The 23,464-nt window shown below is 30.0% G+C and carries 25 protein-coding genes; 21 read left to right on the top strand and 4 right to left on the bottom strand.

The window, feature by feature from the left end:
* Positions 1 to 76: 76 nt before the first annotated feature.
* The 5 genes from BEE63_RS05320 (at position 77) to BEE63_RS05300 (ending at position 6,465) form a co-directional block, all read left to right on the top strand.
* Positions 77 to 2,008, top strand: coding sequence for an elongation factor G (locus BEE63_RS05320; RefSeq protein ID WP_066020389.1), 1,932 nt, complete (start codon positions 77 to 79; stop codon positions 2,006 to 2,008).
* Positions 2,009 to 2,155: 147 nt separating this feature from the next.
* Positions 2,156 to 3,133 carry a sugar ABC transporter substrate-binding protein gene (locus BEE63_RS05315; RefSeq protein ID WP_066020388.1) on the top strand — a complete coding sequence of 326 codons (978 nt, stop codon included), beginning with the start codon at positions 2,156 to 2,158 and terminating at the stop codon, positions 3,131 to 3,133.
* Positions 3,133 to 4,479, top strand: a complete 1,347-nt coding sequence (locus tag BEE63_RS05310) for a sensor histidine kinase (RefSeq protein ID WP_242874697.1) — start codon at positions 3,133 to 3,135, stop codon at positions 4,477 to 4,479. The genes BEE63_RS05315 and BEE63_RS05310 overlap by 1 nt, the downstream gene beginning before the upstream one ends.
* Positions 4,472 to 5,149 carry a response regulator transcription factor gene (locus BEE63_RS05305; protein ID WP_066023168.1) on the top strand — a complete coding sequence of 226 codons (678 nt, stop codon included), beginning with the start codon at positions 4,472 to 4,474 and terminating at the stop codon, positions 5,147 to 5,149. The genes BEE63_RS05310 and BEE63_RS05305 overlap by 8 nt, the downstream gene beginning before the upstream one ends.
* On the top strand, positions 5,146 to 6,465 hold the full coding sequence (locus BEE63_RS05300) for an ABC transporter substrate-binding protein (RefSeq protein ID WP_066020387.1): 1,320 nt from the start codon (positions 5,146 to 5,148) through the stop codon (positions 6,463 to 6,465). Before BEE63_RS05305 ends, BEE63_RS05300 begins: the two co-directional genes overlap by 4 nt.
* Positions 6,466 to 6,909: 444 nt before the next feature.
* On the opposite strand, the gene BEE63_RS22535 is transcribed toward BEE63_RS05300, so the two are convergent.
* The 3 genes from BEE63_RS22535 to BEE63_RS21600 are packed head-to-tail and all read right to left on the bottom strand — an operon-like array spanning position 6,910 to position 7,462.
* On the bottom strand, positions 6,910 to 6,984 hold the full coding sequence (locus BEE63_RS22535; protein WP_431732486.1) for a hypothetical protein: 75 nt from the start codon (positions 6,982 to 6,984) through the stop codon (positions 6,910 to 6,912).
* Between the two features lie 35 nt (positions 6,985 to 7,019).
* Positions 7,020 to 7,307: an ATP-binding protein gene (locus BEE63_RS05295; protein WP_066020386.1), complete on the bottom strand. Its 288-nt coding sequence runs from the start codon at positions 7,305 to 7,307 to the stop codon at positions 7,020 to 7,022.
* Between the two features lie 17 nt (positions 7,308 to 7,324).
* On the bottom strand, positions 7,325 to 7,462 hold the full coding sequence (locus tag BEE63_RS21600; RefSeq protein WP_175400826.1) for a hypothetical protein: 138 nt from the start codon (positions 7,460 to 7,462) through the stop codon (positions 7,325 to 7,327).
* Between the two features lie 348 nt (positions 7,463 to 7,810).
* Here BEE63_RS21600 and BEE63_RS05290 point away from each other — a divergent pair, with 348 nt between their 5' ends.
* The 7 genes from BEE63_RS05290 to BEE63_RS05260 all read left to right on the top strand — a co-directional run bounded on the left by BEE63_RS05290 (position 7,811) and on the right by BEE63_RS05260 (position 12,851).
* Positions 7,811 to 8,239: a PTS sugar transporter subunit IIA gene (locus tag BEE63_RS05290; RefSeq protein ID WP_066020385.1), complete on the top strand. Its 429-nt coding sequence runs from the start codon at positions 7,811 to 7,813 to the stop codon at positions 8,237 to 8,239.
* A gap of 11 nt (positions 8,240 to 8,250) precedes the next feature.
* The gene (locus tag BEE63_RS05285; RefSeq protein ID WP_066020384.1) at positions 8,251 to 8,745 is read left to right on the top strand and encodes a PTS sugar transporter subunit IIB; all 495 of its coding nucleotides are present in this window, start codon (positions 8,251 to 8,253) and stop codon (positions 8,743 to 8,745) included.
* 34 nt (positions 8,746 to 8,779) lie between these two features.
* A complete protein-coding gene (locus BEE63_RS05280) occupies positions 8,780 to 9,631 on the top strand; it encodes a PTS mannose/fructose/sorbose/N-acetylgalactosamine transporter subunit IIC (protein ID WP_066020383.1) in 852 nt (283 codons plus the stop codon).
* Between the two features lies 1 nt (position 9,632).
* Positions 9,633 to 10,466, top strand: coding sequence for a PTS system mannose/fructose/sorbose family transporter subunit IID (locus tag BEE63_RS05275; protein WP_066020382.1), 834 nt, complete (start codon positions 9,633 to 9,635; stop codon positions 10,464 to 10,466).
* 16 nt (positions 10,467 to 10,482) lie between these two features.
* Entirely contained in the window at positions 10,483 to 10,764 is a 282-nt protein-coding gene (locus BEE63_RS05270; RefSeq protein WP_066020381.1) for a hypothetical protein, read from the top strand.
* A 310-nt stretch (positions 10,765 to 11,074) separates the two neighbouring features.
* Positions 11,075 to 12,082, top strand: a complete 1,008-nt coding sequence (locus tag BEE63_RS05265; RefSeq protein WP_066020380.1) for a LacI family DNA-binding transcriptional regulator — start codon at positions 11,075 to 11,077, stop codon at positions 12,080 to 12,082.
* Positions 12,083 to 12,191: 109 nt separating this feature from the next.
* Entirely contained in the window at positions 12,192 to 12,851 is a 660-nt protein-coding gene (locus BEE63_RS05260) for a M15 family metallopeptidase (RefSeq protein WP_081312472.1), read from the top strand.
* Positions 12,852 to 13,283: 432 nt separating this feature from the next.
* Here BEE63_RS05260 and glgP read toward each other — a convergent pair whose 3' ends face one another.
* Positions 13,284 to 14,909 carry an alpha-glucan family phosphorylase gene (gene glgP, locus BEE63_RS05255; RefSeq protein WP_066020379.1) on the bottom strand — a complete coding sequence of 542 codons (1,626 nt, stop codon included), beginning with the start codon at positions 14,907 to 14,909 and terminating at the stop codon, positions 13,284 to 13,286.
* A gap of 254 nt (positions 14,910 to 15,163) precedes the next feature.
* Here glgP and BEE63_RS05250 point away from each other — a divergent pair, with 254 nt between their 5' ends.
* From BEE63_RS05250 to BEE63_RS05210, 9 genes are all read left to right on the top strand, one after another.
* Entirely contained in the window at positions 15,164 to 16,033 is an 870-nt protein-coding gene (locus BEE63_RS05250) for a helix-turn-helix domain-containing protein (protein ID WP_066020378.1), read from the top strand.
* A 21-nt stretch (positions 16,034 to 16,054) separates the two neighbouring features.
* Positions 16,055 to 16,615, top strand: coding sequence for a GNAT family N-acetyltransferase (locus BEE63_RS05245; RefSeq protein ID WP_066020377.1), 561 nt, complete (start codon positions 16,055 to 16,057; stop codon positions 16,613 to 16,615).
* A gap of 519 nt (positions 16,616 to 17,134) precedes the next feature.
* A complete protein-coding gene (locus BEE63_RS05240; RefSeq protein WP_066023166.1) occupies positions 17,135 to 17,701 on the top strand; it encodes a MarR family winged helix-turn-helix transcriptional regulator in 567 nt (188 codons plus the stop codon).
* Complete coding sequence (locus BEE63_RS05235) at positions 17,694 to 18,632, top strand: ABC transporter ATP-binding protein (RefSeq protein ID WP_066020376.1); 939 nt, start codon at positions 17,694 to 17,696, stop codon at positions 18,630 to 18,632. Before BEE63_RS05240 ends, BEE63_RS05235 begins: the two co-directional genes overlap by 8 nt.
* A 10-nt stretch (positions 18,633 to 18,642) precedes the next feature.
* Complete coding sequence (locus BEE63_RS05230) at positions 18,643 to 19,386, top strand: ABC transporter permease (protein ID WP_066020375.1); 744 nt, start codon at positions 18,643 to 18,645, stop codon at positions 19,384 to 19,386.
* Positions 19,386 to 20,369 (top strand): ABC transporter permease, encoded by a 984-nt coding sequence (locus BEE63_RS05225; protein ID WP_066020374.1) that lies wholly within the window; start codon positions 19,386 to 19,388, stop codon positions 20,367 to 20,369. Before BEE63_RS05230 ends, BEE63_RS05225 begins: the two co-directional genes overlap by 1 nt.
* A gap of 148 nt (positions 20,370 to 20,517) precedes the next feature.
* On the top strand, positions 20,518 to 21,420 hold the full coding sequence (locus tag BEE63_RS05220) for a damage-control phosphatase ARMT1 family protein (RefSeq protein WP_081312471.1): 903 nt from the start codon (positions 20,518 to 20,520) through the stop codon (positions 21,418 to 21,420).
* A 278-nt stretch (positions 21,421 to 21,698) separates the two neighbouring features.
* Positions 21,699 to 22,352: a DUF3298 and DUF4163 domain-containing protein gene (locus BEE63_RS05215; RefSeq protein ID WP_066020373.1), complete on the top strand. Its 654-nt coding sequence runs from the start codon at positions 21,699 to 21,701 to the stop codon at positions 22,350 to 22,352.
* A gap of 353 nt (positions 22,353 to 22,705) precedes the next feature.
* Positions 22,706 to 23,401, top strand: a complete 696-nt coding sequence (locus tag BEE63_RS05210) for a response regulator transcription factor (protein WP_066020372.1) — start codon at positions 22,706 to 22,708, stop codon at positions 23,399 to 23,401.
* The last annotated feature ends 63 nt before the right edge of the window (positions 23,402 to 23,464 follow it).

Raw genomic sequence — 23,464 nt, 5'->3', positions numbered from 1 at the left:
TAAAGTTGAGTATATAATATAAAATAATTGTTTGTTATACTATATATAGTTATAGAAAAATTTTGAGGTGCATTATATGAATAAAACTATAGGATTATTGGCTCATGTTGATGCAGGGAAAACTACTTTTGCTGAGCAGATTTTATATCATACAAAAAGTATAAGAAAAAGGGGAAGGGTTGATCACAAGGATTCTTTTTTGGATAACAATTCCGTGGAAAGAGAAAGAGGAATAACCGTATTTTCTGAACAGGCTATTTTTAATTATAAGGACTGTACCTATTTTCTAATAGACACACCAGGTCATGTGGATTTTTCTACAGAAATGGAAAGATCTATTAAAGTTATGGATTATGCAATACTGATAATAAGTGGTGCTGACGGTGTGCAGAGTCAAACTGAAATCATTTGGCAACTTCTTAGAAAATATAAGGTGCCTACTATCTTTTTTATTAATAAAATGGATAGGGTAGGTTCCGATAGTGAAAAAGTAATTGATGAAATTAAGAGAAGTTTAACAAAAGATATCTTTCATTTTGAAGGACAAGAAATGTCACAAGATATTATTGAATTTATTGCAGAACGTGATGATAATATATGTGAAATATATTTAAATTCTGGTTATGAAAAAGATTTATGGATGAGTTCAATGAAAAAAATGATAAATAAAAACAAAATATTTCCATGCTTTACTGGCTCCGCATTAGAGGATTCTGGCATAGACTATTTTTTAGAAAAACTTCATATGATAACTTATACAAAATACAATTCTAATGAAGATTTTTGTGGATTGGTATATAAAATAAAGCATGATAAAAATAAAAATAAAATTGTTTATATGAAAGCTGTTAGCGGTAATTTAAGTGTTAAACAGGAGATTAAAATTAAAGGTGAAATTGAAAAGCCTTATGAAATAAGATTTTATAATGGTGAGAAATATAGTGTCAAGAGCTCTGCTGAGGCAGGAGAATTGTTTGCTGTTTTAGGAATAAATAATGTAGCTCCTGGCGAGTTTATTGGTACACATGAAAATAGTATTAAATATAATTTAGTACCAGCTTTAAAGTCAAAGGTGATATTTGATGAAAAGATAAATCCTAAAGAGGTTTTGGAATGTTTTAGGCTTTTGGAGGAAGAAGATCCATCTTTAAATGTGTTTTGGAATGAAAAATTTCAAAATATTGAAATACATATTATGGGAAAAATACAATTAGAAATATTGAAATCAGTTTTATTAGATAGATTTAATATGGATATTGATTTTGGATCATGTGAAGTTTTGTATAAAGAAACAATAGCTAAGGAAACTATGGGTTACGGTCATTTTGAACCTTTAAGACATTACGCTGAAGTTCATCTTAGAATAGAACCAGCTCTTAGGAATAGCGGAATTACATTTTCTAGTAAGTGCAGCACGGATAATCTTACGGTTGGAGAACAAAATCTCATTAGGACACATATATTTGAGAAGGAACATAAAGGTATTTTAACAGGTTCTGTGCTTACTGATTTAAAAATAACATTAGTAACAGGAAGACATCATATAAAACATACCAGTGGTGGCGATTTTAGAGAAGCTACACTTAGAGCACTTAGGCAGGGACTTGAGAGTACAGAAAATATTCTCTTAGAGCCTTTTTATAAGTTTAAAATACAGGTAGATATTAATTTAACTGGAAGAGTACTATCAGATATAAATAGGATGCATGGTGAATTTGATGCACCCCAAACCATAGGTAACAGCTGTTTTATAAGTGGTAGAGGGCCTGTGTCAGAATTTATGGATTATCCTTCTGATGTAGCATCTTTTACTAAGGGAAAAGGAAAAATTAGTTTTGTTTTTGAAGGGTATGATGTTTGCCATAATGAGGAGAAGATAATTAAAGATATAGGTTATAATAAAAATGCCGATATAGAATATACATCAACATCTATATTTTGCTCAAAAGGACAAGCTTATAAGGTTTCTTGGGATAAAGCAAAGAATTTTATGCATTGTTTAAAATAGATAACTGCTTTATTAAGAATTTTGTGACTTGAAATAATAAATTTATTTTAGATAAAAGTATAAATGGAATTGTGTATAATAAAAATTTTATGATAGAATTTAAATAAGTTTATGTGGGTTATTATACGGAAAGAGCGGGATGTGTTAATGAATAAAAAATATAAAAAAATAGTAATAGCCATATTATTAATTTCTACTGTTGGTTTTATTTCAATTAACTTAAAAGTGCTTAAAAAAAACGGTGGAGATCACTCTGCAAGGCAAATAGAAAATAGGAAAAAATTTGGAGCCACTTATATGACAACGAATAATAGATTTTATGAAATAATTAACGATGAAATACGTTCGGTTGTAGAGAGTAATGGAGATATATTAGTAACAAGGGATGCAGCTTTAGATAAGGAGAAGCAAACGCAGCAGATTTATGAATTTATTAAATTAAAGGTTAAAGCTATTTTTATAAATCCTGTGGATTGGAAACAAGTAAAACCAGCATTAATGGCAGCTAAAAAGGCAGGAATACCTGTTATTGTTGTTGATACGCCTGTTTATGATAATAAGCTAGTTTCATGTACAGTAATATCTGATAATTATGATGCTGGAGTTCAATGTGCAAAGTACCTTATGAAAACGAAGTCAAAAGCTAATATTATGCTAATTGAACATTCTGAAGCAAAATCTGGTATTGATAGGATTAAGGGATTTGTAGATACTATTGGCAGCAATAAACAATATAAAATAGTTGCTGAAGGTGATAGTGAAGGACAATTAGATAAAGCTATGCCGTTAGTAAATAATTTGATTAAAAAACATCCAGAGGTAGATACAATTATGGCATTAAATGATCCAAGTGCTCTTGGTGCGCTAGCAGCACTTAAAGAAAATAGATTATTAGGTAAGGTTATGGTATTTGGAGTAGATGGTTCGCCTGAAGCTAAGACAATGATTCATGATGGATTTATGACTGCCACTTCTGCTCAGTTCCCTAATAAAATGGGATATATAGCTGCTGAGAAAGCTTATGATATTTTAAAAGGAAAAAAGTTAAAAAAGGATGTAATTGTTCCGATAACTTTAATATCAAAAGAAAACGTTCTACAATATGAAATAAGTGGATGGAAATAATGAATGGAAGAGGAATTATGAAATCAAATAGAACTTTAAATTATATTAGCTTATTTATGATTTTTATAAATTTTATTATTATAGTTTTAATTTCAGGAATCATGACTATAACTTTATATAAAATTAGTTCAGGATTTATGGCAAGAGATTTCTTGGATCAAATTACGGTTATACCTTGGAAACCGCAGAATATAGCTATTGTGTCTATAGTACCTTATATAATATTAATATCATTAATTATGCTTAAAAAGAAATATATAGACTCATTAAAAAAGTGGCAAATAGCTGCTTTGCTGTTATGTGAAATTTTTTTAAGCGTCTCAATAATGACAGCACTAAATATGAGTTATAACGGGATTATACTATTTATCATTGCTGATTTGGTAACAAACACCAAAGATAAAAGCAATAAAATTATATTTTTGGTTCTTATGATAATTATATATATACTTAGCGTTTATGATTTTATATCGCTTAAAATAAAGATGGTTTCCTTTGAAAGTTTTCTTTTTTATTATAATGCCAATATGAAGAGCTACTTAATGGAACTAAAAAGTATACTAAGTACTATAAACATCATAGTATTTATAGTATATATGATTGTACTTGTTCAAGATCAAATGAGGGAAAATGAAAAAATAACTTTATTAAATAGAAAATTAAATTTAGCTAATGAAAAATTAGGGGTTATGAATGTACAATTAAAAGATTACGCTGTAAAGATAGAGTCAATGGCTGAAACTAGAGAACGTAACCGTTTGGCAAGAGAAATTCACGATACGCTAGGTCATGCACTTACAGGGATATCAGTTGGAATTGATGCTTGCTTAACAACAATAGATATATCTACGGAGGCAACTAAAAAGCAGTTGAATGTTATTGCAGATGTAGCAAGACAAGCTATTAAAGATGTAAGACGTTCCGTGAAGAAACTTCGACCCGATGCACTTGAAAGTTCTAGTTTAGAAGATGCATTAAATAATATGATTTCGCAGATAAGTAATGCTACAAAAGCAAAAATTTTTTTTAATTCAAATATAAAATCATTAAAATTTGAGCATGATGAAGAAGATACTATTTATAGAATTGTACAAGAAGGAATAACAAATGCAATACGTCATGGACATGCTACAGAAATTTATACAAGTATGATAAGGAGGGATAAGCAGTTAAATATAACAATAAGAGATAACGGCAAGGGATGTGCTAATATAAAAAAAGGCTTTGGATTAAAACATATAGAAGAAAGGGTTAAGTTATTAAATGGGACTTTAGAATATGATGGCAGTGATGGCTTTTTAATAACTGTAAATATTCCAATTAGGTGGGGCGATGAAAGTGATTAAAGTATTAATTGCTGATGATCAAGAGCTAATCAGGCAAAGCTTAAAAATTGTTTTAAGTGCAAATAAAGATATTGAAGTTGTGGGAACTGTATGTAATGGAAACGAAGTAGTTGAATCGGTTCGTAAGTATAAAACGGATGTAATATTAATGGATGTACGTATGCCAGAAATGGATGGTGTTCAATGCACCAAAATTATAAAAGAATCTTATCCTAATATTAAGATTATAGTACTTACTACTTTCGATGATGATGAATATATATTTAATGCTTTAAAATATGGAGCTAGTGGATATTTGCTTAAGGGCGTTTCTATGGATGAACTCATAAAGGCAATCCATACCGTTGTAAATGGAGGAGCAATGATTAATCCAGATATAACGGCTAAAGTTTTTAAGTTGTTTTCTCAAATGGCTCAAGGAGATGTTTCTATTCAGGCTGGTGCTAAAAAAGATCTGAATGATATATGTGATACAGAATGGGATATAATAAAATGCATTGGTTTTGGTTTATCAAACAAAGAGATTGCAAAAAAACTTAGATTATCGGAGGGAACTGTTAGAAATTATTTAAGTAACATATTGAATAAGCTTAATTTTAGGGACAGAACACAGCTGGCTATTTGGGCAGTTCAAACTGGAGTTATAAGAAAAATGGTGACAAAAAAATGAATTTAAAAAAGTATAAGAAATCTGTAGTGGCAGCTATTTTAATTATAATTATAGCAGGAAGTTTTTTCATTTATGTAAAGCTTTTAAATGCAAGGAAAAATGTAGTATTAACTGTTGGAATCTTCTGTGGGAGTTGGAATACTCCTAGTGAAAATACCTATAAAATTTTAGATGATGCTATACTAAAGTTTGAAAAAAGTCATCCGGGGGTGAAAATAGAATATTCAAGTGGAATATTAAAGGAGGATTTTTCAGAATGGATTTCAGGGAAAATTCTTTTAGGAAAAGAACCTGATGTGTTTATGGTATTACCAGATGACTTTAATGTATTGTCTTCAACAGGAGCGTTAAAAAATTTAGATAAACTAATTAGAAATGATAAAGATTTCAATAGCAGTAAATACTATAAATCTGCTTATGAAGCTGGAAAGTATAATAAAAGTCAGTTCGCGCTTCCTTATGAGAGTGTGCCAACATTAATGATGGTAAATAAAACACTTCTAGATAAAGAAGGTATTCCTATTCCTAATAATAATTGGACATGGGATGATTTCTATAATATTTGTGAAAAGGTTACGAAAGATACAGATAAAGATGGAGTTATAGATCAATTTGGATTTTATGATTACACATGGCAAGATGCAGTAAATTCTAATGGAATAAAATTATTTAATACTGCTGGAACAGAGTCATATTTTGGAGATGAGAGGGTTGAGCAAGCCGTAAATTTTGTTAAAAAGTTAAACGATGTGAACAATGGTTATCAGGTGACATCACAGGTATTTGATAAGGGAAAGGCAGCATTTCGTCCACTGTCATTTTCAGAATATAGAACATATAAACCATATCCTTGGAGTATAAAGAAATATTCTAATTTTGAATGGGATTGTATTGAATTGCCATCTGGTCCAAACGGAAAAAATGTTTCTCAATTAAGTACTTTACTTATGGGGATAAGCAGTCGTACTAAACATGAAAAACTATCGTGGGAATTTTTAAAGTTACTAACGTATGATGAAAAAACGCAGGAGGATGTTTTTAAATATTCCGAGGGAGTTTCTCCAATAAAAGATGTAATAGAATCTCCCAAAAATATTGAAGAAATAAATAAAAACATGCCTTCAGAAAGTTTTTTAAGTATGAAGATTCTTGATAATATTATGAAAAGTGCAGCAGTTACTCCTAAATTCAAAAAATATAATGCAGTTATGGTCAAAGCAGATAATGACATGAATAACATAATAAATGGAAAAGAGGATTTAGATACATCTCTTTTAATTTTGCAAAGGGAGATAAACAATATGTTAATAAACTAAAGAAAGCGAAGTAATAATGCTTCATCGCATTAAAAAAATTCTATGAATCTTATCATACGTGGGGTTTGGGTCAAGGACCCATTATCCTTCTTAATAAAATACAGACAATCTTAATGCTTACGGCTAATAACTTAATTTATTAATTTAAAATACTAAGATATTTCAATAACTCGCTTATGACAAGAGTGCTTTTATATGGTTAAGAAGGATAAAGGGCAAAGTTTTAAGCTATGCATAATTTAAAGAGTGCTCGTATTAGGTTAAGAAGGATAATGGGCTTCGCCCCAACCTCGCATATGATAATACTCAGACAAATTGAAGTATCTAAGTATTTTATGATTTTTTTACCAAGATTTATTAGAATTTTTTTAAATCGCTCTTTCAGCATCATTACTTCGCTTTTAAGGTAGTGCAAGGAAAAAATTCCTCCGTGCCTACGGAATTTTAGTTGGAAAATTTTATTTTTATTAAGGTTCCTTCTCCAAGTTCATTTTCTATCTCAATTTTGGCATTATGTATTTTAGAAATTTTAGCACATATCGAAAGGCCTAATCCTACACCATTATTTCTTCTATCCCTGACTTATCAACCATATAAAACGGCTCAAATATATTTTTTATATCTTCATTAGGTATTCCAACTCCATTATCTCTTATTTCAATAATTTTATACCTAGTAGTATATGTATTTATGCATATTTCTCCGCCATCTCTGCACGTTTTAATAGCATTGTCAATAAAATTTTTTATAAGTATGATTACTAGTTCTCTATCCATAAATATATTAAATTCTTCCGAAAAAATTATGATGTTAATATTTTTATCTTTTAATCTTGGCTGCAATGAAGTCTTTATTTCTTCTAAAACTTCTTTAATATTTTCATTTTTGGTTTTCCTTTTCTTAATACTATCAAATTCATTAACTTAGATGATATATTTTCTAATCTTCTGCCCTCTTTATACACATAATTTAAAGCTCTAAAAGTTTTTCCATCCAAATCCTTATTGGTTATAAGATAGTCTGTATATCCTATCTAGCCCCAAAATACCTTAGGGTTTATTTTTTCAAATATCTATTATGAACTTTAAATGCACCAAAGTTCCATTTAAGATGTATACAAATTGTAAAATTTATGATGAACTTGCTCTACACTTTCATGTAAACAATTACAATTGTCACATAGAATATTACATTTGTAATGATATATTGATGACAAATTATAGGTGCTTATAAATTAGAATATCATTAAAATTAAAGATGTAAACGTTAATCAGTGCTGATGAATTTAATTAAATTTGAAAATTGATTATTTAGTTATTTTCAATTTAAGGGGGGGATAGAAGAAATGAGATATGTAATATTAGTAAGCCATGGAAAATTTGCATCAGGACTTTATAATGCATTGACAATGCTTGCAGGTAAAGACAGAAAAGATGTGTTATTTCAGGGATTAGAAGATGGAATGAGTACTGATAAATTTGGAGAAAAATTTAAGGCAGTTATTGAAAACGTTACGAGTGAAGATGAAGTTATTCTTTGTGGAGATATTATTGGAGGATCGCCTTTAACTACAGCCGTAAATATATTAGCTAGTAAAGGTATGTTATCTAAAGCTTTTGTACTTGGAGGAATGAATTTACCTACTGTGTTAACAGCAATTTTAATGAAGGATTATATGAGTATGGAAGAATTAAAGAAAACGTTATTTGAAACAGCAGCGGAGTCAATAAAAGAATTTAAATTGACAGATACAGATCAAGAAGAAGATATTTAGGAGGGGTAAAAATGTCAGTTTCGTTTTTAAGAATAGATGATAGGATGATACACGGACAAACGTGTACAAGATGGTCTTTAGAGTACCCATGTGATGGGATAATAGCTGTTAATGATGCAGCTGCTAATAATCCAGTATTAAAAGCAGCTTATAAAAGTGCAAGTGGCAAAAAAACATTTGTATGGACTTATGAACACTGGAAATTAAAATGTGATAAGGTTTTGCAAAGTGATACTAGATATTTTCTAATTACTAAGGAACCTATTCTAATGTCTAAGATTTTGGTGGATGATAAATTTGATCCTGGTATTAAAGATGTTATTGTAGGACCATGCAACGATAGACCGGGTACGGTAAAACTTGGAAACAATCAATCTATAAATCAGAAAGAAGCAGAAGCTTTTGAACGAATTATGCAAGCTGGATATAATGTAGAATTTGCTCTTGTTAAAGAAGAAGCAATAGGTAATTGGAAAAAGTTTAGAGGCCAATTTGGATTTAAATAGTTTTTAATAAACATAATAAGGGGGAAAATTAACTATGGAGATAAATTGGATTCAAGCGGCGTTGTTTGGATTATTTGCATGCCTGTCGAGTGTGCCTGGAATGGGTGGTACTACTTTTGGTAATTATACTTTAGGAAGACCTTTGGTGGCAGGTTTAGTAGTTGGAATTATTTTAGGTGATGTACAAACTGGTATTATAGTTGGCGCAGCAATTCAAGTTGTTTACATTGCATTAGTTACTCCAGGTGGAACTGTATCTGCAGATGTACGTGCAATCAGTTATATTGGTATTCCACTAGCTGTAGTAGCAATTAAAGGTATGGGTTTAAATCCAGGTTCAGCGCAGGCAACTCAAATGGCAACTGCATTAGGTGCAGCAGTTGGAACTTTAGGAACCGTTTTATTTTACGGAACAGCAACTATAAACTTGATATGGCAGCATATAGGATGGAAGGCAGTAGATAAGGGTGATTTTGAAAAGCTTTATTTAGTTGATATGGGATTACCATGGATTTCCCACATTATTTGCAGCTTTATTCCAGCATTTGTTATTACAATAATGGGTTCTAGTATGGTTAAAATTATGAAGGTGGCATTACCAATGAATGGTATACCAATGAAAACTTTATTTACAGTAGGAAGCTTACTTCCAGCAGTAGGAATTGCAATATTATTAAAACAGGTTGTGTTAAAACCAAGTGATTTTGTAACCTTCTTTTTAGGATTCACTTTTGCAGCGGTTATGAAAGTTAATTTAATTGGAGCAGCAATAATAGGTATTTTCTTTGCAATATTTAATTACAAAATTAGAATGCTTCAAATGCAAAAACCAGCTGTAGCTAAGGTGTCGGGTAACGATGATGATGATGATGAGGAGGACATATAGTATGGAAAAGAAAAAAATATCTAAAAAAGCTTTAAGCAAGTCTTTTAGAAATTGGTTTTATGGAAATTTAACTTGTTTTTCTCAAGAGCATATGCAGACTTTTGGTTATCTTTGTGCAATGCTTCCAATTGTCAAAGATTTATATGAAACAAAAGAAGAACAAAAAGAAGCTATGGAAACTTATAAAGCCTTCTTTAATACAGAGCCTCAGATTGGAACATTAGTTGTTGGTATGACAGCGGGTCTTGAAGAAGCAAGAGCTAATCATGAAAATATTGATGGTGAGATGATAAATGGTATTCGTGCTGGACTTATGGGACCTTTAGCAGGTATTGGAGATTCATTAATAGTAGGTACTTTAATACCAATACTTTTGGGTATAGGGTTAGGACTTTCAACAGGTGGTTCTCCTCTAGGAGCAATATTTTATATTGTAGTTTGGAATGCTATAGCGGTTTTTGGAATGAGATGGGCTTATTATAAAGGATATGAGCTAGGTGGTAAAGCTGTTGAGATGGTTGTTGGAGAAAAAGCTACTGCTGTCCGTGAATCTGTAATCATGGTTGGAACTATAGTAATTGGTGCAGTTGCTGCCACTTGGGTAAATATTAGTACATCTTTCAAAATGTATAATGCACATGGTGGAGTAATTATAGATTTGCAAAAAACTTTAGATGGTGTTTTCCCTAAAATGCTTTCTGCAGCAGCTGTAATTTTTGCATGGTGGCTTATGTCAAAAAAGAAAATATCACCTACAATAGTAATGCTAATATTTTTGATAATAGCTTTTGTAGGTGTACTTGTAGGATTCTTTAATCCAGGATTATCTTATTAGTTGATGAGGGATTAGCATGAAAGATGAAGAAAAAAAACAAATGGTTTACGAGGCAGAGAAGCAAAGCAAACTTTTAAAAAATTTAGGTAAGTGGTCTATAAATGTTATGGGATTATCCAGTATAGGTGTTGTAATAGCTTACTATGGTTTGTCGCACTCTGGAATAAAATTTGCTTTTGGAGTTTTTGGTGTTGTATTTACTGTAGTTTGTGCTGTAATATGCCTTCTAATTAATTTGGCAATAAGAAATGGCAGAAGAAATGTTAATAGTATTTTAAAAATAATTAGTAACAAGTAAAGTTAGTTATGATGTTGCACTAAATACAAACATTGCGAATCAACTTAAGAAAAAATAAGAATTAAGAATGAAGGAAGATTTTCTGCCATTCTTAATTCTTATTTTTTTGACCTTTTACCTCGCTTGAATTTATTGTTATATTGTAAATTGGGATTTTAATTTGATATATGTAAAAATAGTAAATAAGATATATAATATAAAGTATATATCATTTGAAACAAATTTGACAATATAGGTTTTATAATATAGACTGTTTATTACATGAAATCGGTTGCCTAACTTTAAATATGTAGGGAGGGGGTTATGTAAAATGGGAGTAACAATAAAGGATGTAGCAGAGCTGGCTAATGTCTCACCATCAACAGTATCTAGGGTATTAAATAAAAATAAAAAGATAAGTCATTCAACACAGGAAAGAGTTATAAAGGCTGCTAGAAAATTAGACTATCATCCCAATGCAATAGCAAGAAGCCTAGCAAATCATTCTACAAATACTTTAGGACTTATTATACCTAATGAAGCAGAGGAGCTATTTAAAAATCCATTTTTTATTAAAACTATGACAGGTATAAGTTTATGCGCACATGAAAAAGAATATTATATAATGTATGCTTTTGGCAGCAGTGAAGAAGAAGAGGTTTCTTTTATAAATAAATACATACAAAGTAAATTAGTAGATGGAATAATACTCTTAACATCCAGATCAAATGATAAGTGTATAAAGTTTTTGAAGGACATTCAATATCCGTTTGTAGTAATTGGAAGACCAGAAAATTCAGAAGGTGTTATGTGGGTAGATAATGATAATTTTAAGGCTATGTATAGTATTGTAGATAGTCTAATTACTCGAGGAGCATCTTCAGTGGCATTTATTGGTGCATCTAAAGAGTTTAATATGTCAAAGGATAGACTTGATGGGTATAAGAGAGCCTTAATTGCTCATGGGAAAAGTATTGATGAAAGCATTATAATTGAGCAAAAAAGTTTTACAGAAAAAGATGGATATGAGGCTATGAAGCAAATAGTAAAAAGTAAAATGCCATCGGCAGTAGTGACAACAGATGATTTACTTGCTTTTGGAGTTTTAAAGTTTTTGAGGGAAATAAATGAGGAAAACGTATCTGTTGTTGGATTTAATAATACTCCTTTAGCTGAATACCAAGTACCACCACTTGCTTCAGTTGATATAAATTCAGAAAAATTGGGGTATTATGCAGCAAAATTACTTATTGATAGGCTGCAAAATAAACCTGATTTGCAGAACCACTTTATAATAGATACTTTTTTAGAGAAGAGAGAATCTATAAAGGAGAATTAGGAAAATCATAAAAAAAGCACAACCTTTACTATGCCTCGTAAAGTACATAAGAGTTATATTAAATTTGCACAAAATTATAGAATATAAGTTTCAAGATAGGAGAAAACATATGGTTCTTTTAAATGATGAAAGGCTTGCAAAAATACATTGCAATGATAATAGGGAAAAAATATTATCATTAAGACAAATACATAAGAATATTATAATTGATGAAACAAGAAGTCAGATTTCAAGCAAATCAGATTTATTTTGTTATGCGAGAGAATCAATTATTAAAAAATTGACGGATGCTACTAACTATCTTCCAGATGGATATCAATTTTTAATTAAAGAAGCATATAGGCCTCTTTCACGACAGAAAAAATCTTTTGAAGAGGCATTTAATGATTATAAAAGTCAATACCAACTAAAAAATGATGATGAAATTTATAAAATAACTTGTGAATATGTAGCACCTGTTAAAGTCGCTGGGCATCCAACTGGTGGGGCAATAGATATTACTTTACTAAAAGATGGAATTGAAGTTGATATGGGAACAGAATTTAATGATATCCCTATTGAACCAGAAAACCTTACTTATTTGTATTCGGCTTATATAAATGATACTGCTAAAAAAAACCGAAGAATACTAATTGAATGTATGGAAAAGGTAGGTCTTGAAAACTATCCAACTGAATGGTGGCACTGGTCTTATGGAGATTGTTATTGGGCATTCTTAAATGATTGTGATGCTTTATATTCTGCAACTGATGAGCATGAAATAGTATAAATTTAATTTATAAACTTTTTGCAAAAGGCTAACTCCATTGCTTTTATTTTAGGTGAAGTAATAGCATTTTGGGAACGATTTAAATAAAATTCAATAAGACTTGCTTCAAATTATAAAAAGACTTAGAAATTTTAATTTGTTTGAGCTTTTTTTCAGCGAGTTATTAAACATCTAGCCACGAATAAATTTTTAGCCCAGATTTTCCGCAGCGGAGCGGAAGAAAATCTTCCTTGCCTTTACCTTCTACGCGAAGTAACAGTATTTTAGAAACGATTTAAATAAAACTCAATAAGACTTTGCCTAAAATTATAAAAATCCTTAGAAGCTTCAATTTGTCTGAGCTTTTTTTAGCGAGTTATTGAAACTCTTAGGATTTTTATAATTTTAGGCTTAGTCTTATGAGTTCTATTTAATGTTTTAAAATACTGTTACTTAACCCATGTACATCTTTGAGTAATATTCTTCCAGCATTCTTTTTACTGAAAAATAATCTTTTGTGGATAAAATACTGTTCTTCATCATGTCAAGCCATTTAGTCTTATTTGAATAATAAGTTGGTATAACTTTGTTTATAAGTACATCATATAATGCTTTTGAATCATGCTTATCTATAAATTCAATGTCGAGGGATTCTACTCCATCTCCAAATTGCCAGCCATTAACACCATCGTTGCAGGCTTCAGGCCACCAACCATCAAGTATACTTACGTTTAACACACCATTCATGGCAGCTTTCATTCCTGAAGTTCCACTTGCTTCTAAAGGTCTTCTAGGATTATTAAGCCATATGTCAGAACCATGTGTAAGCATTTTACCTATGGTCATATCGTAATTTTCAAGGAATACTACGGAATTTGGGTATTTTTTTGAAAAAGCAACCAAATTTTCTACTATAGCTTTACCTGTATCATCAAGGGGATGTGCTTTTCCAGAGAAAACAATTTGAATCTTACCGTCCTTAAGAAGTGGGTCAATAACACTACTGTCAGTAAACAATAAATCACTTCTTTTATAAGGTGCAGCACGCCTTGAAAAACCTATTAAAAGTGCATTTGCATCGAGTTTAACACCATTTCTTTCATATACGAAGTCAATTAATGCTTTTTTATTCTTCATGTGGTTATTCCATAAAGCATCTTTGTTAGAATTTTGGGCGGCGGTAATCATTTCACTATCGACCCAGGTTGGAATATGAATGGCATTTGTTATGCTTATTATATCTGAGCGTCCTTTAACATCCTTCCACATTTTATTTGCTGTTCTTCCATGTAATTTTGCTACAGCATTTGAAATTCTTGAAAGTCTTAATGCACCAACTGTCATGTTAAAGGGTGAACCTCCTAAGGATACAAGCTGTTCTATTGTTAATCCATTGTTTGCTCCCATGTAGAGCATTCTATCAATTGGATGTGATTCATTTCCCTGCAAAATTGGAGTATGTGTTGTAAATACTATTTCTTCTCTTGATTTGGCTACTGCCTGATCAAAACTAAAACCTTTATCAATTTTTTCTTTTATGAGTTCAAAACCTGCAAAAAGAGCATGACCTTCGTTAAAGTGATAAGTATCAACTTTTATACCTAAAGCCCTTAAAGCTTTTATTCCACCTATACCTAAAACAATTTCTTGTGCAAGCCTTAACTCCTCAAAACCGCCGTAAAGTTGACCGGTAATCCACCTATCGCTGTTTTCAGGTAAATCTGTGTCTAGAAGGTATAATGGCGCAGTTGAAAATTTATCTAGCAGCCATACTTTGCAAACTACATTACGCTGGCGAATTTTAACTGTTACTTTAACTCCTGTATCCTTTAAAAAGTTGTCATAATTGTAGTTATGATAGGAATCATAAGCCTTACCACCATTATCTATAAACTGATCTGTATATCCTTGTTTCCATTTTAAACCTATACCAACTATAGGATAACCATAATTTTTTGCACCTTTTAAGTAGTCTCCAGCAAGAATTCCAAGACCTCCGGCATAAGTTCTCATGGAAGCATCTACAGCATATTCCATACAAAAATAAGCAACTTTTGGCAATTGTTTTTCTGTTGACATTTTTACACGACCTCTCTAAAAGATTTTATTTAAGTTATTGTTTTGGGAAATGCAGTTGAATTTTAGACAGCTAACAGTTTTCTAAAATTTTCACTAATGCAATCGATTGCGTAAACTTATTTATATGTTCATATTATAAGCTTTATATATTCAAAATAATAGATTATAATAACATTATATAAACATATTTAGTTATATACTTATGCTATTTTAACTATAAATAACATTATTTTGACTTAAGGGGGAAAATTATTTTGAATAATAGTAAATTAAGAGAAAATATTATTCATGGAAATGCACGTTTTCCCTTAAGGGTATATGCAAATCAAAAAATAGGACCTAAAAAAGAACTGTATTGTCACTGGCATGAAGAAGTAGAATTTATATACATAGAAAAAGGACAGGCTAATTTTAATATAGACATGAACACTGTTAAGGTATCAAAAAATCAATGTGTATTTGTAAATAGTGAAAGCATACATTGGGGTTACGTGAGAGGGACGGAGGAATGTCTTTATGAGGCTGTGGTATTTAATCTTAAACTTTTAAGTGGCTTATTATATGATGTTTGCCAAAGTAATTTCATAGATCCTATTTTAAAAAGGCAATATGATTTTCCAGTGCTTCCTAAAGAAAGTAACAGAGAAGTAGCGGATGAAATGAAAAATATAGTAAATAGTTATATAGAAAAATATAATGGTTGGGAAGTTTCTATAAAAGCATCGCTGCTTAAAATAATTTCGTTAATTGCAAAGTATAATGAATTTAAGGTTAAAGATGGTTACACAAAATTACCAGATGATTATAAAATAGAGCTTATAAAAAAGGTTCTAAAATTTGTGGAAATTAATTACAAAAACAAAATTTATGTAGAGGAGCTTGCTGAAGAGGTAAATATGAATGAATATTATTTTTGCCGATTTTTCAAGGGGATTACTGGTAAGACTCCTGTAGAATACATAAACAGTTTTAGAATAGAAGAGGCTTCAAGAATATTAAGAAAAAGTGATAAGAAAGTGCTTGATGTAGCTTTAGAGGTTGGGTTTGATAATTTAAGCTATTTCATTAAAAAATTTAAAGAATATAAAAACTGTACACCTGGAAAATATAGAAAACTAAAATAAGCTCAAGGGAAGTGAAGATTTATGAAAGACGATATGAATATAAGATTTGTTAAAAAAGAAGACAGCTTAGAAATTCTTAAAATATATAAACCATTTATAAAAAATACTGCAATAACTTTTGATTATGATGTCCCAAGCCTTGATGAATTTACGAAAAAGGTTTTGAATATATCTGAAAAATATGCATATTTAGTATGCGAGGTAGATGGTAAAATTGCAGGATATGCTTATGCATCTACTTTTAATGAGAGAGCAGCTTATGATTGGGCTGTGGATTTGTCAATATATGTGGACGATAAGTATCAAGGGGGTGGAATAGGAAAGAAATTATACAGCACCTTGATAGAGATTTTAAAAGTTCAAGGTTATTCCAATATGTATGCCCTTGTTACTTCGTCTAACATTAGGAGCAAGAAGTTCCATGAATATTTTGGCTTTGATCTTATAGGAACTTACCACAGATCGGGTTATAAATTTGGAAAATGGCATGATGTAGATGTGTTTGAAAAAATAATAGAGCAAAATTCTAAAAATCCACATAAAGTTTTGGATATAAAGGATATTAAAATGCACATGAAATAATGATGTTGAATGTTGGTATTCTTAGCAGAAAGATTGCTGATATATTTGGAGTTATGCTAAGTAGTTATTTATAAGAACGTTTAAATAAAATAGATAGTAAAGAGCGAAGTTAGACTTTGCTCTTTATTTTTTATTGTATTTTATGTATCAAAAACTGTGATGATTTCTTATATGTAATAAACCATGTTATTATAAAAGTAATGCATAAAAATGTGTGCATGCCGTCAATATTTATGTGTATTTATAATAAAAAATACACTTTAAAGGTATGAAATTAAAAGACAGGTAACTGACTAATGAAAAGTGCAAAAAATAGAATAATGACAGGTAATTGTCTAAAAAAATATTATTGCCAATACTGAACTTATTGGCTTGAACCTAGTACTCGTAAACTTGATTTTAGTAATTTAACCAAAAAATTAGACAATGTATTGACTTTTATTAATTAAGGTGATACTATTAATTTAGACAGTAAGCTTACTATTATACAGGAGGATTTTTATGAGTAAATTTGAACAGATGGATAATTATAGAGAGGCCTTTTTAATACAGCAAATTTATACAACAATTTTTTCTCTTACAAATAAAATTCAGGTAAAGGAAGCAAAATATTTTGATAAATTGTCTTCGAGACAGCTCATGGCAATAATAGCAATTTACCATTTACCAGAAGACAAGGCAACATTAAATAATATTGCCAAAAAGCTTGGTACTACTAAACAAAGTGTAAAACAAATCATAACAATATTAGAGAATAAGGGATATGTTGTAACGATGCCTAGTAAAATTGATAAACGTGCAGTTAATGTGAGTGTAACAGAGGCAGGACGCAGGGAAACCATAGAAAGTGGAAAGGAGTCTATGTATTTTTTTGCAGAGATTTCAAAGTCCCTTACAAAAGAAGAAATGGAAATATTGTGGATACTTTTAAAGAAGATGTATAGCTTTGATGGTGAAGAGATGGATGGTTTTGAAGAAAATGTGAATACCAGGGTAGAAATTGATGAAGAAGAATTAGAAAAGGAAAATGAAAATCTACTAAAAGAATTTGGAAAAATAAGGAGTGGAGAAATTAAAAATGAATAATGCGCTTACAGTTAACGATTTGAAAAAAGTTTATGATGGTAAGAAAGGTGTTAAAGGCATAAGTTTTAAGGTAAGGGAGGGGGAAATACTTGGCCTTCTTGGGCCAAATGGAGCAGGAAAAAGTACAACTATTAATATTTTAGCTACAATATTAAAAGCGGACAGTGGAGAGGTAAATATACTGGGAAATGACTTGAGAAAGGATGCAAAGGCTATAAAATATGGAATTGGAGTAGTCCCACAGGATTTAGCTATTTACGAGGAAATTTCAGCCGAAGAAAATGTGCGATTCTTTGCAAGCTTATATAAATTAAGGGGTAAACAGCTTGAAGATAATGTAAAAGAAGCACTTGAATTAGTAGCACTTTATGACAGAAAAGATGACAAGCCAAAGACTTTTTCTGGAGGAATGAAGAGAAGACTTAATATAGCCTGTGCTATTGCACATAAACCAAAGCTTATTATTATGGATGAACCAACAGTAGGAATTGATCCACAATCAAGAAATCACATATTAGAGTCCATTAAAAAGCTTAGAAAAAATGGTGCAACTATAATATACTCTACACACTATATGGAAGAGGTAGAGGCAATTTCAGATAGAATTATAATTATGAATGAAGGAAAAATTATTGCAGAGGGTACCAAAGAGGAACTTAAAAAAGAAGTTGATGATCAGATAACCTATTCCCTTAAAGTCAGCGATATAAGTAAGCTAAAAGCTGAGAAAATTAATAAAATCGAAGGGGTATTAAAAACACAAATATCAGAAAATTCAGTTAATATAACTGCAGAAAAATCCAACAATAACTTTAATAAAATAATATCAGAAATATCTAATACAGATTGCTTAATTGAAAGTATGACAAGTGCAGAAGCTTCTTTAGAAACTGTATTTCTAGAACTAACAGGAAAGAAATTGAGAGATTAGGGGTGGAAACATGAATTTTATAAATATAGTTAAATTTGATATCAAAAATACTCTTAAAAACCCTATGCTTATAATTATAAATACCATATTTCCCATAATGACAATTGGCATCATAGGATTTATTACAAGAAATGGGTATGGTTCAGAAAATATAAGTTCATATGATTATTATGGAGTTACACTTATGATTTTTATGGGACTTATGCTTTCTATGACGGCAACAAATGTATTTTTGGAGGAAAGCGTACGAAAAGGGAATACAAGAATAGTGTATGCGCCTATTTCTAAGACGGAAATATATTTATCCAAAATTATAGCAAGTTATATTATTGGGGCAGTTTCATATGCAGCTATAATGCTTGCAGGTCAATATTTTGTGAATATTAATTTTGGTGGAAAAAATATATTATATATTATATTTTTAATTAATGTACTTTCCTTTTTTGGCTCCTGTCTTGGTGTGTTATTTTGCTGCATATTTAAAAGCGAGCAAGGTGCAAATGGAGTAATGCAAATTCCTATTTTAGTATTTGTTTTTCTAGGCGGGGTATTTTTTCCTATAGCAAGCCTTGGAAAAAGTTTTGAAGCTTTATCTAACATATCTCCTTTAAGATGGATTACACAGTGTGCTTTTCAAATAATTTATGATAATGACTTTAGCCTATATTTGACAAGCATAGTTGTAACTATATTTGCAGCAATAATCTGCATAATACTATGCCAAATTATTTTTAAACCGGAGGAGTATGTGTAATGAATGTAATTAATTTACTTAAGAATAATGTTAAAAGAATTATGTCACAAAAAGCTATTATTATTGTAGCGGTTATAGTTGTACCAATTATGATTGCACTTGGAGTACTATTTTCGTCAAAAGCACAGCCTAAAGCTCAAATTGCACTAGTAACAAATAGGAATAAAACATTTCCTAAAAATGATAAGGTTCAGATTGATGTTATGAGTAAAAAGCCAGTTAAATCTAAATTACTTCTTTCAGAATATGCTGCAATTGTAGAAGAGAAAAGTGATGGAAGCTATAAAGTGACTACCTTAAAAAATAAAGAAGATAAAAATAAAATAGAAGAGTTTTTTAAAGGAGGTAAAATTACAGAAACTCAAAAAGATAAGGAAAATGAGAGAGGAGCTGGAACCAATATATTAGGTTTTATTACAATGATTATCTTAATGCAGGGTGTAGCGCTAATGATACTTTTCACAGAGGATAAAAGCTTAAATACCTTTAAAAGAATTATGACAGCACCAGTAAGTGAAGGACAGTATATTTCAGCACAGGGAATTTTTACCTTTTTAGGCTTATATATTCCTAGCTATATTGCAGTTGCAGTAACAAAGGTATTTTTTTGCGTAGATATAGGATTTGATCTTCCAATGTTAGCTTTATTAATTGGAATTTTAAGTTTACTTTCTACTGCTTTTGCACTGTTTTTATCATCAGCCATTGAAAGAGAAACTTCTATGGCGGCAACAGGAATTTATTTTGTGACCTCAATACTTGCAGGCTGTTTTATTTCCTTCACTGGAAACAATAAAATTTTAGATACTATATGTAACATTATTCCTCAAAAAGCGTACATGACTATGAGCCAGGGTATAGAAAATGGAAGTAGTATTTTTAAGTTTAAAGGTGAACTTATATATTTGATTGTTTGGATCATAGCTCTTTGGTTTTTAGGAAGCTTTATTACTAATAAAAAAGTTAAGCAAGGTGCTTATTAAATTATGATAGCTAATGCGCCCACTATGTAGAGTTAGAAGGCAAAATTATTCTTCATAAATTGAAATGATTGAATATTATGTTAAAATAATAATGGGTATTGCAAGAGCCGAAATCTTGCGCATTACATATGTTATAGGGAATTAATTAATGAAAGCTGGCGTAAACATGAAATTAAATTTTAATTGTATTAAGTGTAATATAAACCAAGTAATACAGGTCATGGAGTTATTTAAAATTGAAAGAGGTAGAGAAGAAAAAGCTATTAGGGAAGTACTTGATTACTTGAGCAGTACGGATTATGATAGGTGCAATCCAGAGGTTATACAGGGAACATGGAAAATTATACTTAAACATATTGGGAATGACAATCCGTATGCAGATATAAAAAAATATTATAATTCTGAAGTTATGAAAATCGAAAAAGAAGTAGAGAACATAATTGAAAAATCAGATGATAAATTTAATACAGCATTGAAAATTGTTATAGCTGGAAATTTAATTGATTTTGCTGCAAGTCATGAATTTGATATAAAAATGCTTGAAAAACAAATATCCAATATAGAAAAGACAAAGCTTGCTATTGATGAGAGTGAAATTTTGCATGAGTGTTTAAAAAATGCAAAAAGCCTTATGTATTTAGGTGATAACTGTGGAGAAATTTGTTTGGACAAGTTATTCATAAAATATATAAAAAGGGAATTTCCTGATATTAAAGTTTATTTTGGAGTTAGAGGAAAAGCTATAGTTAATGACGTTACTATTGAGGATGCAAAAATGGTAGGTATGCAGGAAGTAGCTGAGGTAATAGATAATGGAGATGGTTCATTGGGTACTGTTATCAGCAAAGTAAATGATGAATTTAAAAATAAATTTTATGATGTAGATGTAATAATAGCAAAGGGACAGGGGAACTATGAAAGTTTATGTGAAATAGATAGAGAGAATATATTTCATCTATTTATGGCGAAGTGCGGTCCGGTTGCTAAATCCTTAGATGTAAAGCCTATGTCCATTGTATGTGTTAAAAATGAAAAAAGGCATATTTGGTAATTATCTTATGCTGTAATTGTAGTTCATAAGTTGATTTATAATATTACAGAGGTACATCAGTGCCTAAAAATATTTTATAATATGAATAGTTATACCTTAATAAATAATATCATTGTTTTCATAAATGATATTATTTATCATATTATATTTTATATAGATGTTAGAGTAGATAGGCTATTTGAATTTTGTAAGCTTCATGGGAACACAAAAGTTTACTCGTTTAAATAGCAATTTGTTAATTGAATCTATATAAATAATAATTGTTTAAGGGTGAGAACATGTACTATATATATTATGGAGACTCTAGGAATAGTGAGGGACAGTATACAAATGGAAAGGCAGTTTTAAATGAACAGAACCTTGTACCCCAAAAGTTCAACATAAAGTATCCTTTTGTAGTTAATGAAAATAATGATATGGTAAAAACAAAAGTAAATGAAGAAATAATAGATGCAGTTGGTGAACTTTTTAAAAATCAAGTTTTACTTCCTGAAAAGACGGATTTTATTGAGATTTTTGGTACTTATGAAATAGGTGTTAATAAAAATTACATTCTGAGTATTTTATTTAGTATTTATACTTATGTATATCATGCAGCACATGGACTTACTGTATATTCGTCTATAACTATAAATACTAAGACAGGTAAAACATATAGTTTTAGTGATTTATTCAATCCTAAAATGAATTACTTGGGTGTTTTAACTTTAATGGTAAACAAATATATTAAGGATAATAATATTCAGCTTATAAATGATTTTAAAGGAGTTACAAACAATCAGGAATTTTATTTAACGGATAAAAATCTTATACTATATTATCAGGTTTATGAGTATACACCTTATTACTATGGAATATTCAAGGTTCCGATACCTTATACTGAAATAAAAAATATTTTAAGTCCTATGAGTCCTATAAATAGTCTAAGTTAAGTAATAGTATTTTGAAACATTAAATAAAACTCATAAGTCTAAGTTCAAAATTATAAAAATACTAAGAAATTTTAATAACTCGCTAAAAAGAGCTCAGACAAATTAAAATTTCTAAGTCTTTTTACAATTCTGAACAAGACTTATTGAATTTTATTTAAATTGTTCCCAAAATACTATTACTTTGCTTAAAATAAAAGCAAGGTAAATTTTCCGCCGCTTCTCTCTGGAAAATCTGAATTAAGAGTTTATGCAGGGTCAAACTTTTAATAACTCGCACAGGATAAGAGTGATTTTATATGGTTAAGAAGTATAATGTATAATATAAATAAATAATTGCATAAGAGGTACTTAAAATGAATAAAAGTGTAAACATAATCATTGTAGAAGATGATAATGATATAAATAATATGCTTAAAATACTTATAGAAAAAAGGGGATATAATGTTGTACAAGCCTATTCGGGTACAGAGGCATTCCTTTACATTAAAGCTCATGAATTTCAACTTGTTCTTCTCGACCTAATGCTTCCTGGAATGAATGGTGAAGAGCTTTTAAAGAAGATAAGGAGGATAAGTCAGGTACCTGTTATTGTGATTTCAGCAAAACTTTCAAAAGAAACGAAAGTTGATATGTTAAGGATAGGCGCAGATGATTATATAACTAAACCTTTCGATATGGATGAGGTGGATGCTAGAATATATTCAAATCTTAGAAGATATATGGATTTTCAAAATGGTAATGTTTTTAGTAAAAATATAGTCTATAAGGATATAATTCTGGATAGAGAAGCCAAAGAGGTTTCTGTAAATGGAAAAAAACTTGTGCTTACTAACAGAGAATATAATATTTTAGAAGTTTTAATTTTAAATCCTAAAAAGATATTTTCAAAGGCGAATTTATTTGAAAGTGTATGGGGAGATACTTATATGGGTGATGATAACACTTTGAATGTACATATGAGCAACTTAAGAAACAAGCTCTTGAAAGCTAATCCAAAGGAAGAGTACATAGAGACAGTATGGGGGATGGGATATAAACTTAAAAGTTAGAATTAAGGATTTCTTAAGAATTGCTTTAATTTCTCTTATGGATCGTATTTTATTATTAAACCT

This window comes from Clostridium pasteurianum, assembly GCF_001705235.1.
GTDB classification, from domain to species: domain Bacteria; phylum Bacillota; class Clostridia; order Clostridiales; family Clostridiaceae; genus Clostridium_S; species Clostridium_S pasteurianum_A.
Note: the sequence above shows the minus strand (reverse complement) of the source record. Positions and strands in the feature narration are given on the sequence as shown.

Excerpts from the sequence above, each read along its gene's own strand:
- glgP (WP_066020379.1), bottom strand. The coding sequence starts at position 14,909 with ATGTCAACAGAAAAACAATTGCCAAAAGTTGCTTATTTTTGTATGGAA.
- BEE63_RS05215 (WP_066020373.1), top strand. The coding sequence starts at position 21,699 with ATGTACTATATATATTATGGAGACTCTAGGAATAGTGAGGGACAGTAT.
- BEE63_RS05220 (WP_081312471.1), top strand. The coding sequence starts at position 20,518 with ATGAAAGCTGGCGTAAACATGAAATTAAATTTTAATTGTATTAAGTGT.
- BEE63_RS05210 (WP_066020372.1), top strand. The coding sequence starts at position 22,706 with ATGAATAAAAGTGTAAACATAATCATTGTAGAAGATGATAATGATATA.
- BEE63_RS05245 (WP_066020377.1), top strand. The coding sequence starts at position 16,055 with ATGAAAGACGATATGAATATAAGATTTGTTAAAAAAGAAGACAGCTTA.
- BEE63_RS05260 (WP_081312472.1), top strand. The coding sequence starts at position 12,192 with ATGGTTCTTTTAAATGATGAAAGGCTTGCAAAAATACATTGCAATGAT.
- BEE63_RS05240 (WP_066023166.1), top strand. The coding sequence starts at position 17,135 with ATGGATAATTATAGAGAGGCCTTTTTAATACAGCAAATTTATACAACA.
- BEE63_RS05225 (WP_066020374.1), top strand. The coding sequence starts at position 19,386 with ATGAATGTAATTAATTTACTTAAGAATAATGTTAAAAGAATTATGTCA.
- BEE63_RS05275 (WP_066020382.1), top strand. The coding sequence starts at position 9,633 with ATGGAAAAGAAAAAAATATCTAAAAAAGCTTTAAGCAAGTCTTTTAGA.
- BEE63_RS05280 (WP_066020383.1), top strand. The coding sequence starts at position 8,780 with ATGGAGATAAATTGGATTCAAGCGGCGTTGTTTGGATTATTTGCATGC.
- BEE63_RS05315 (WP_066020388.1), top strand. The coding sequence starts at position 2,156 with ATGAATAAAAAATATAAAAAAATAGTAATAGCCATATTATTAATTTCT.
- BEE63_RS05270 (WP_066020381.1), top strand. The coding sequence starts at position 10,483 with ATGAAAGATGAAGAAAAAAAACAAATGGTTTACGAGGCAGAGAAGCAA.
- BEE63_RS05300 (WP_066020387.1), top strand. The coding sequence starts at position 5,146 with ATGAATTTAAAAAAGTATAAGAAATCTGTAGTGGCAGCTATTTTAATT.
- BEE63_RS05230 (WP_066020375.1), top strand. The coding sequence starts at position 18,643 with ATGAATTTTATAAATATAGTTAAATTTGATATCAAAAATACTCTTAAA.
- BEE63_RS05285 (WP_066020384.1), top strand. The coding sequence starts at position 8,251 with ATGTCAGTTTCGTTTTTAAGAATAGATGATAGGATGATACACGGACAA.
- BEE63_RS05235 (WP_066020376.1), top strand. The coding sequence starts at position 17,694 with ATGAATAATGCGCTTACAGTTAACGATTTGAAAAAAGTTTATGATGGT.
- BEE63_RS05310 (WP_242874697.1), top strand. The coding sequence starts at position 3,133 with ATGAATGGAAGAGGAATTATGAAATCAAATAGAACTTTAAATTATATT.
- BEE63_RS05265 (WP_066020380.1), top strand. The coding sequence starts at position 11,075 with ATGGGAGTAACAATAAAGGATGTAGCAGAGCTGGCTAATGTCTCACCA.
- BEE63_RS05320 (WP_066020389.1), top strand. The coding sequence starts at position 77 with ATGAATAAAACTATAGGATTATTGGCTCATGTTGATGCAGGGAAAACT.
- BEE63_RS05290 (WP_066020385.1), top strand. The coding sequence starts at position 7,811 with ATGAGATATGTAATATTAGTAAGCCATGGAAAATTTGCATCAGGACTT.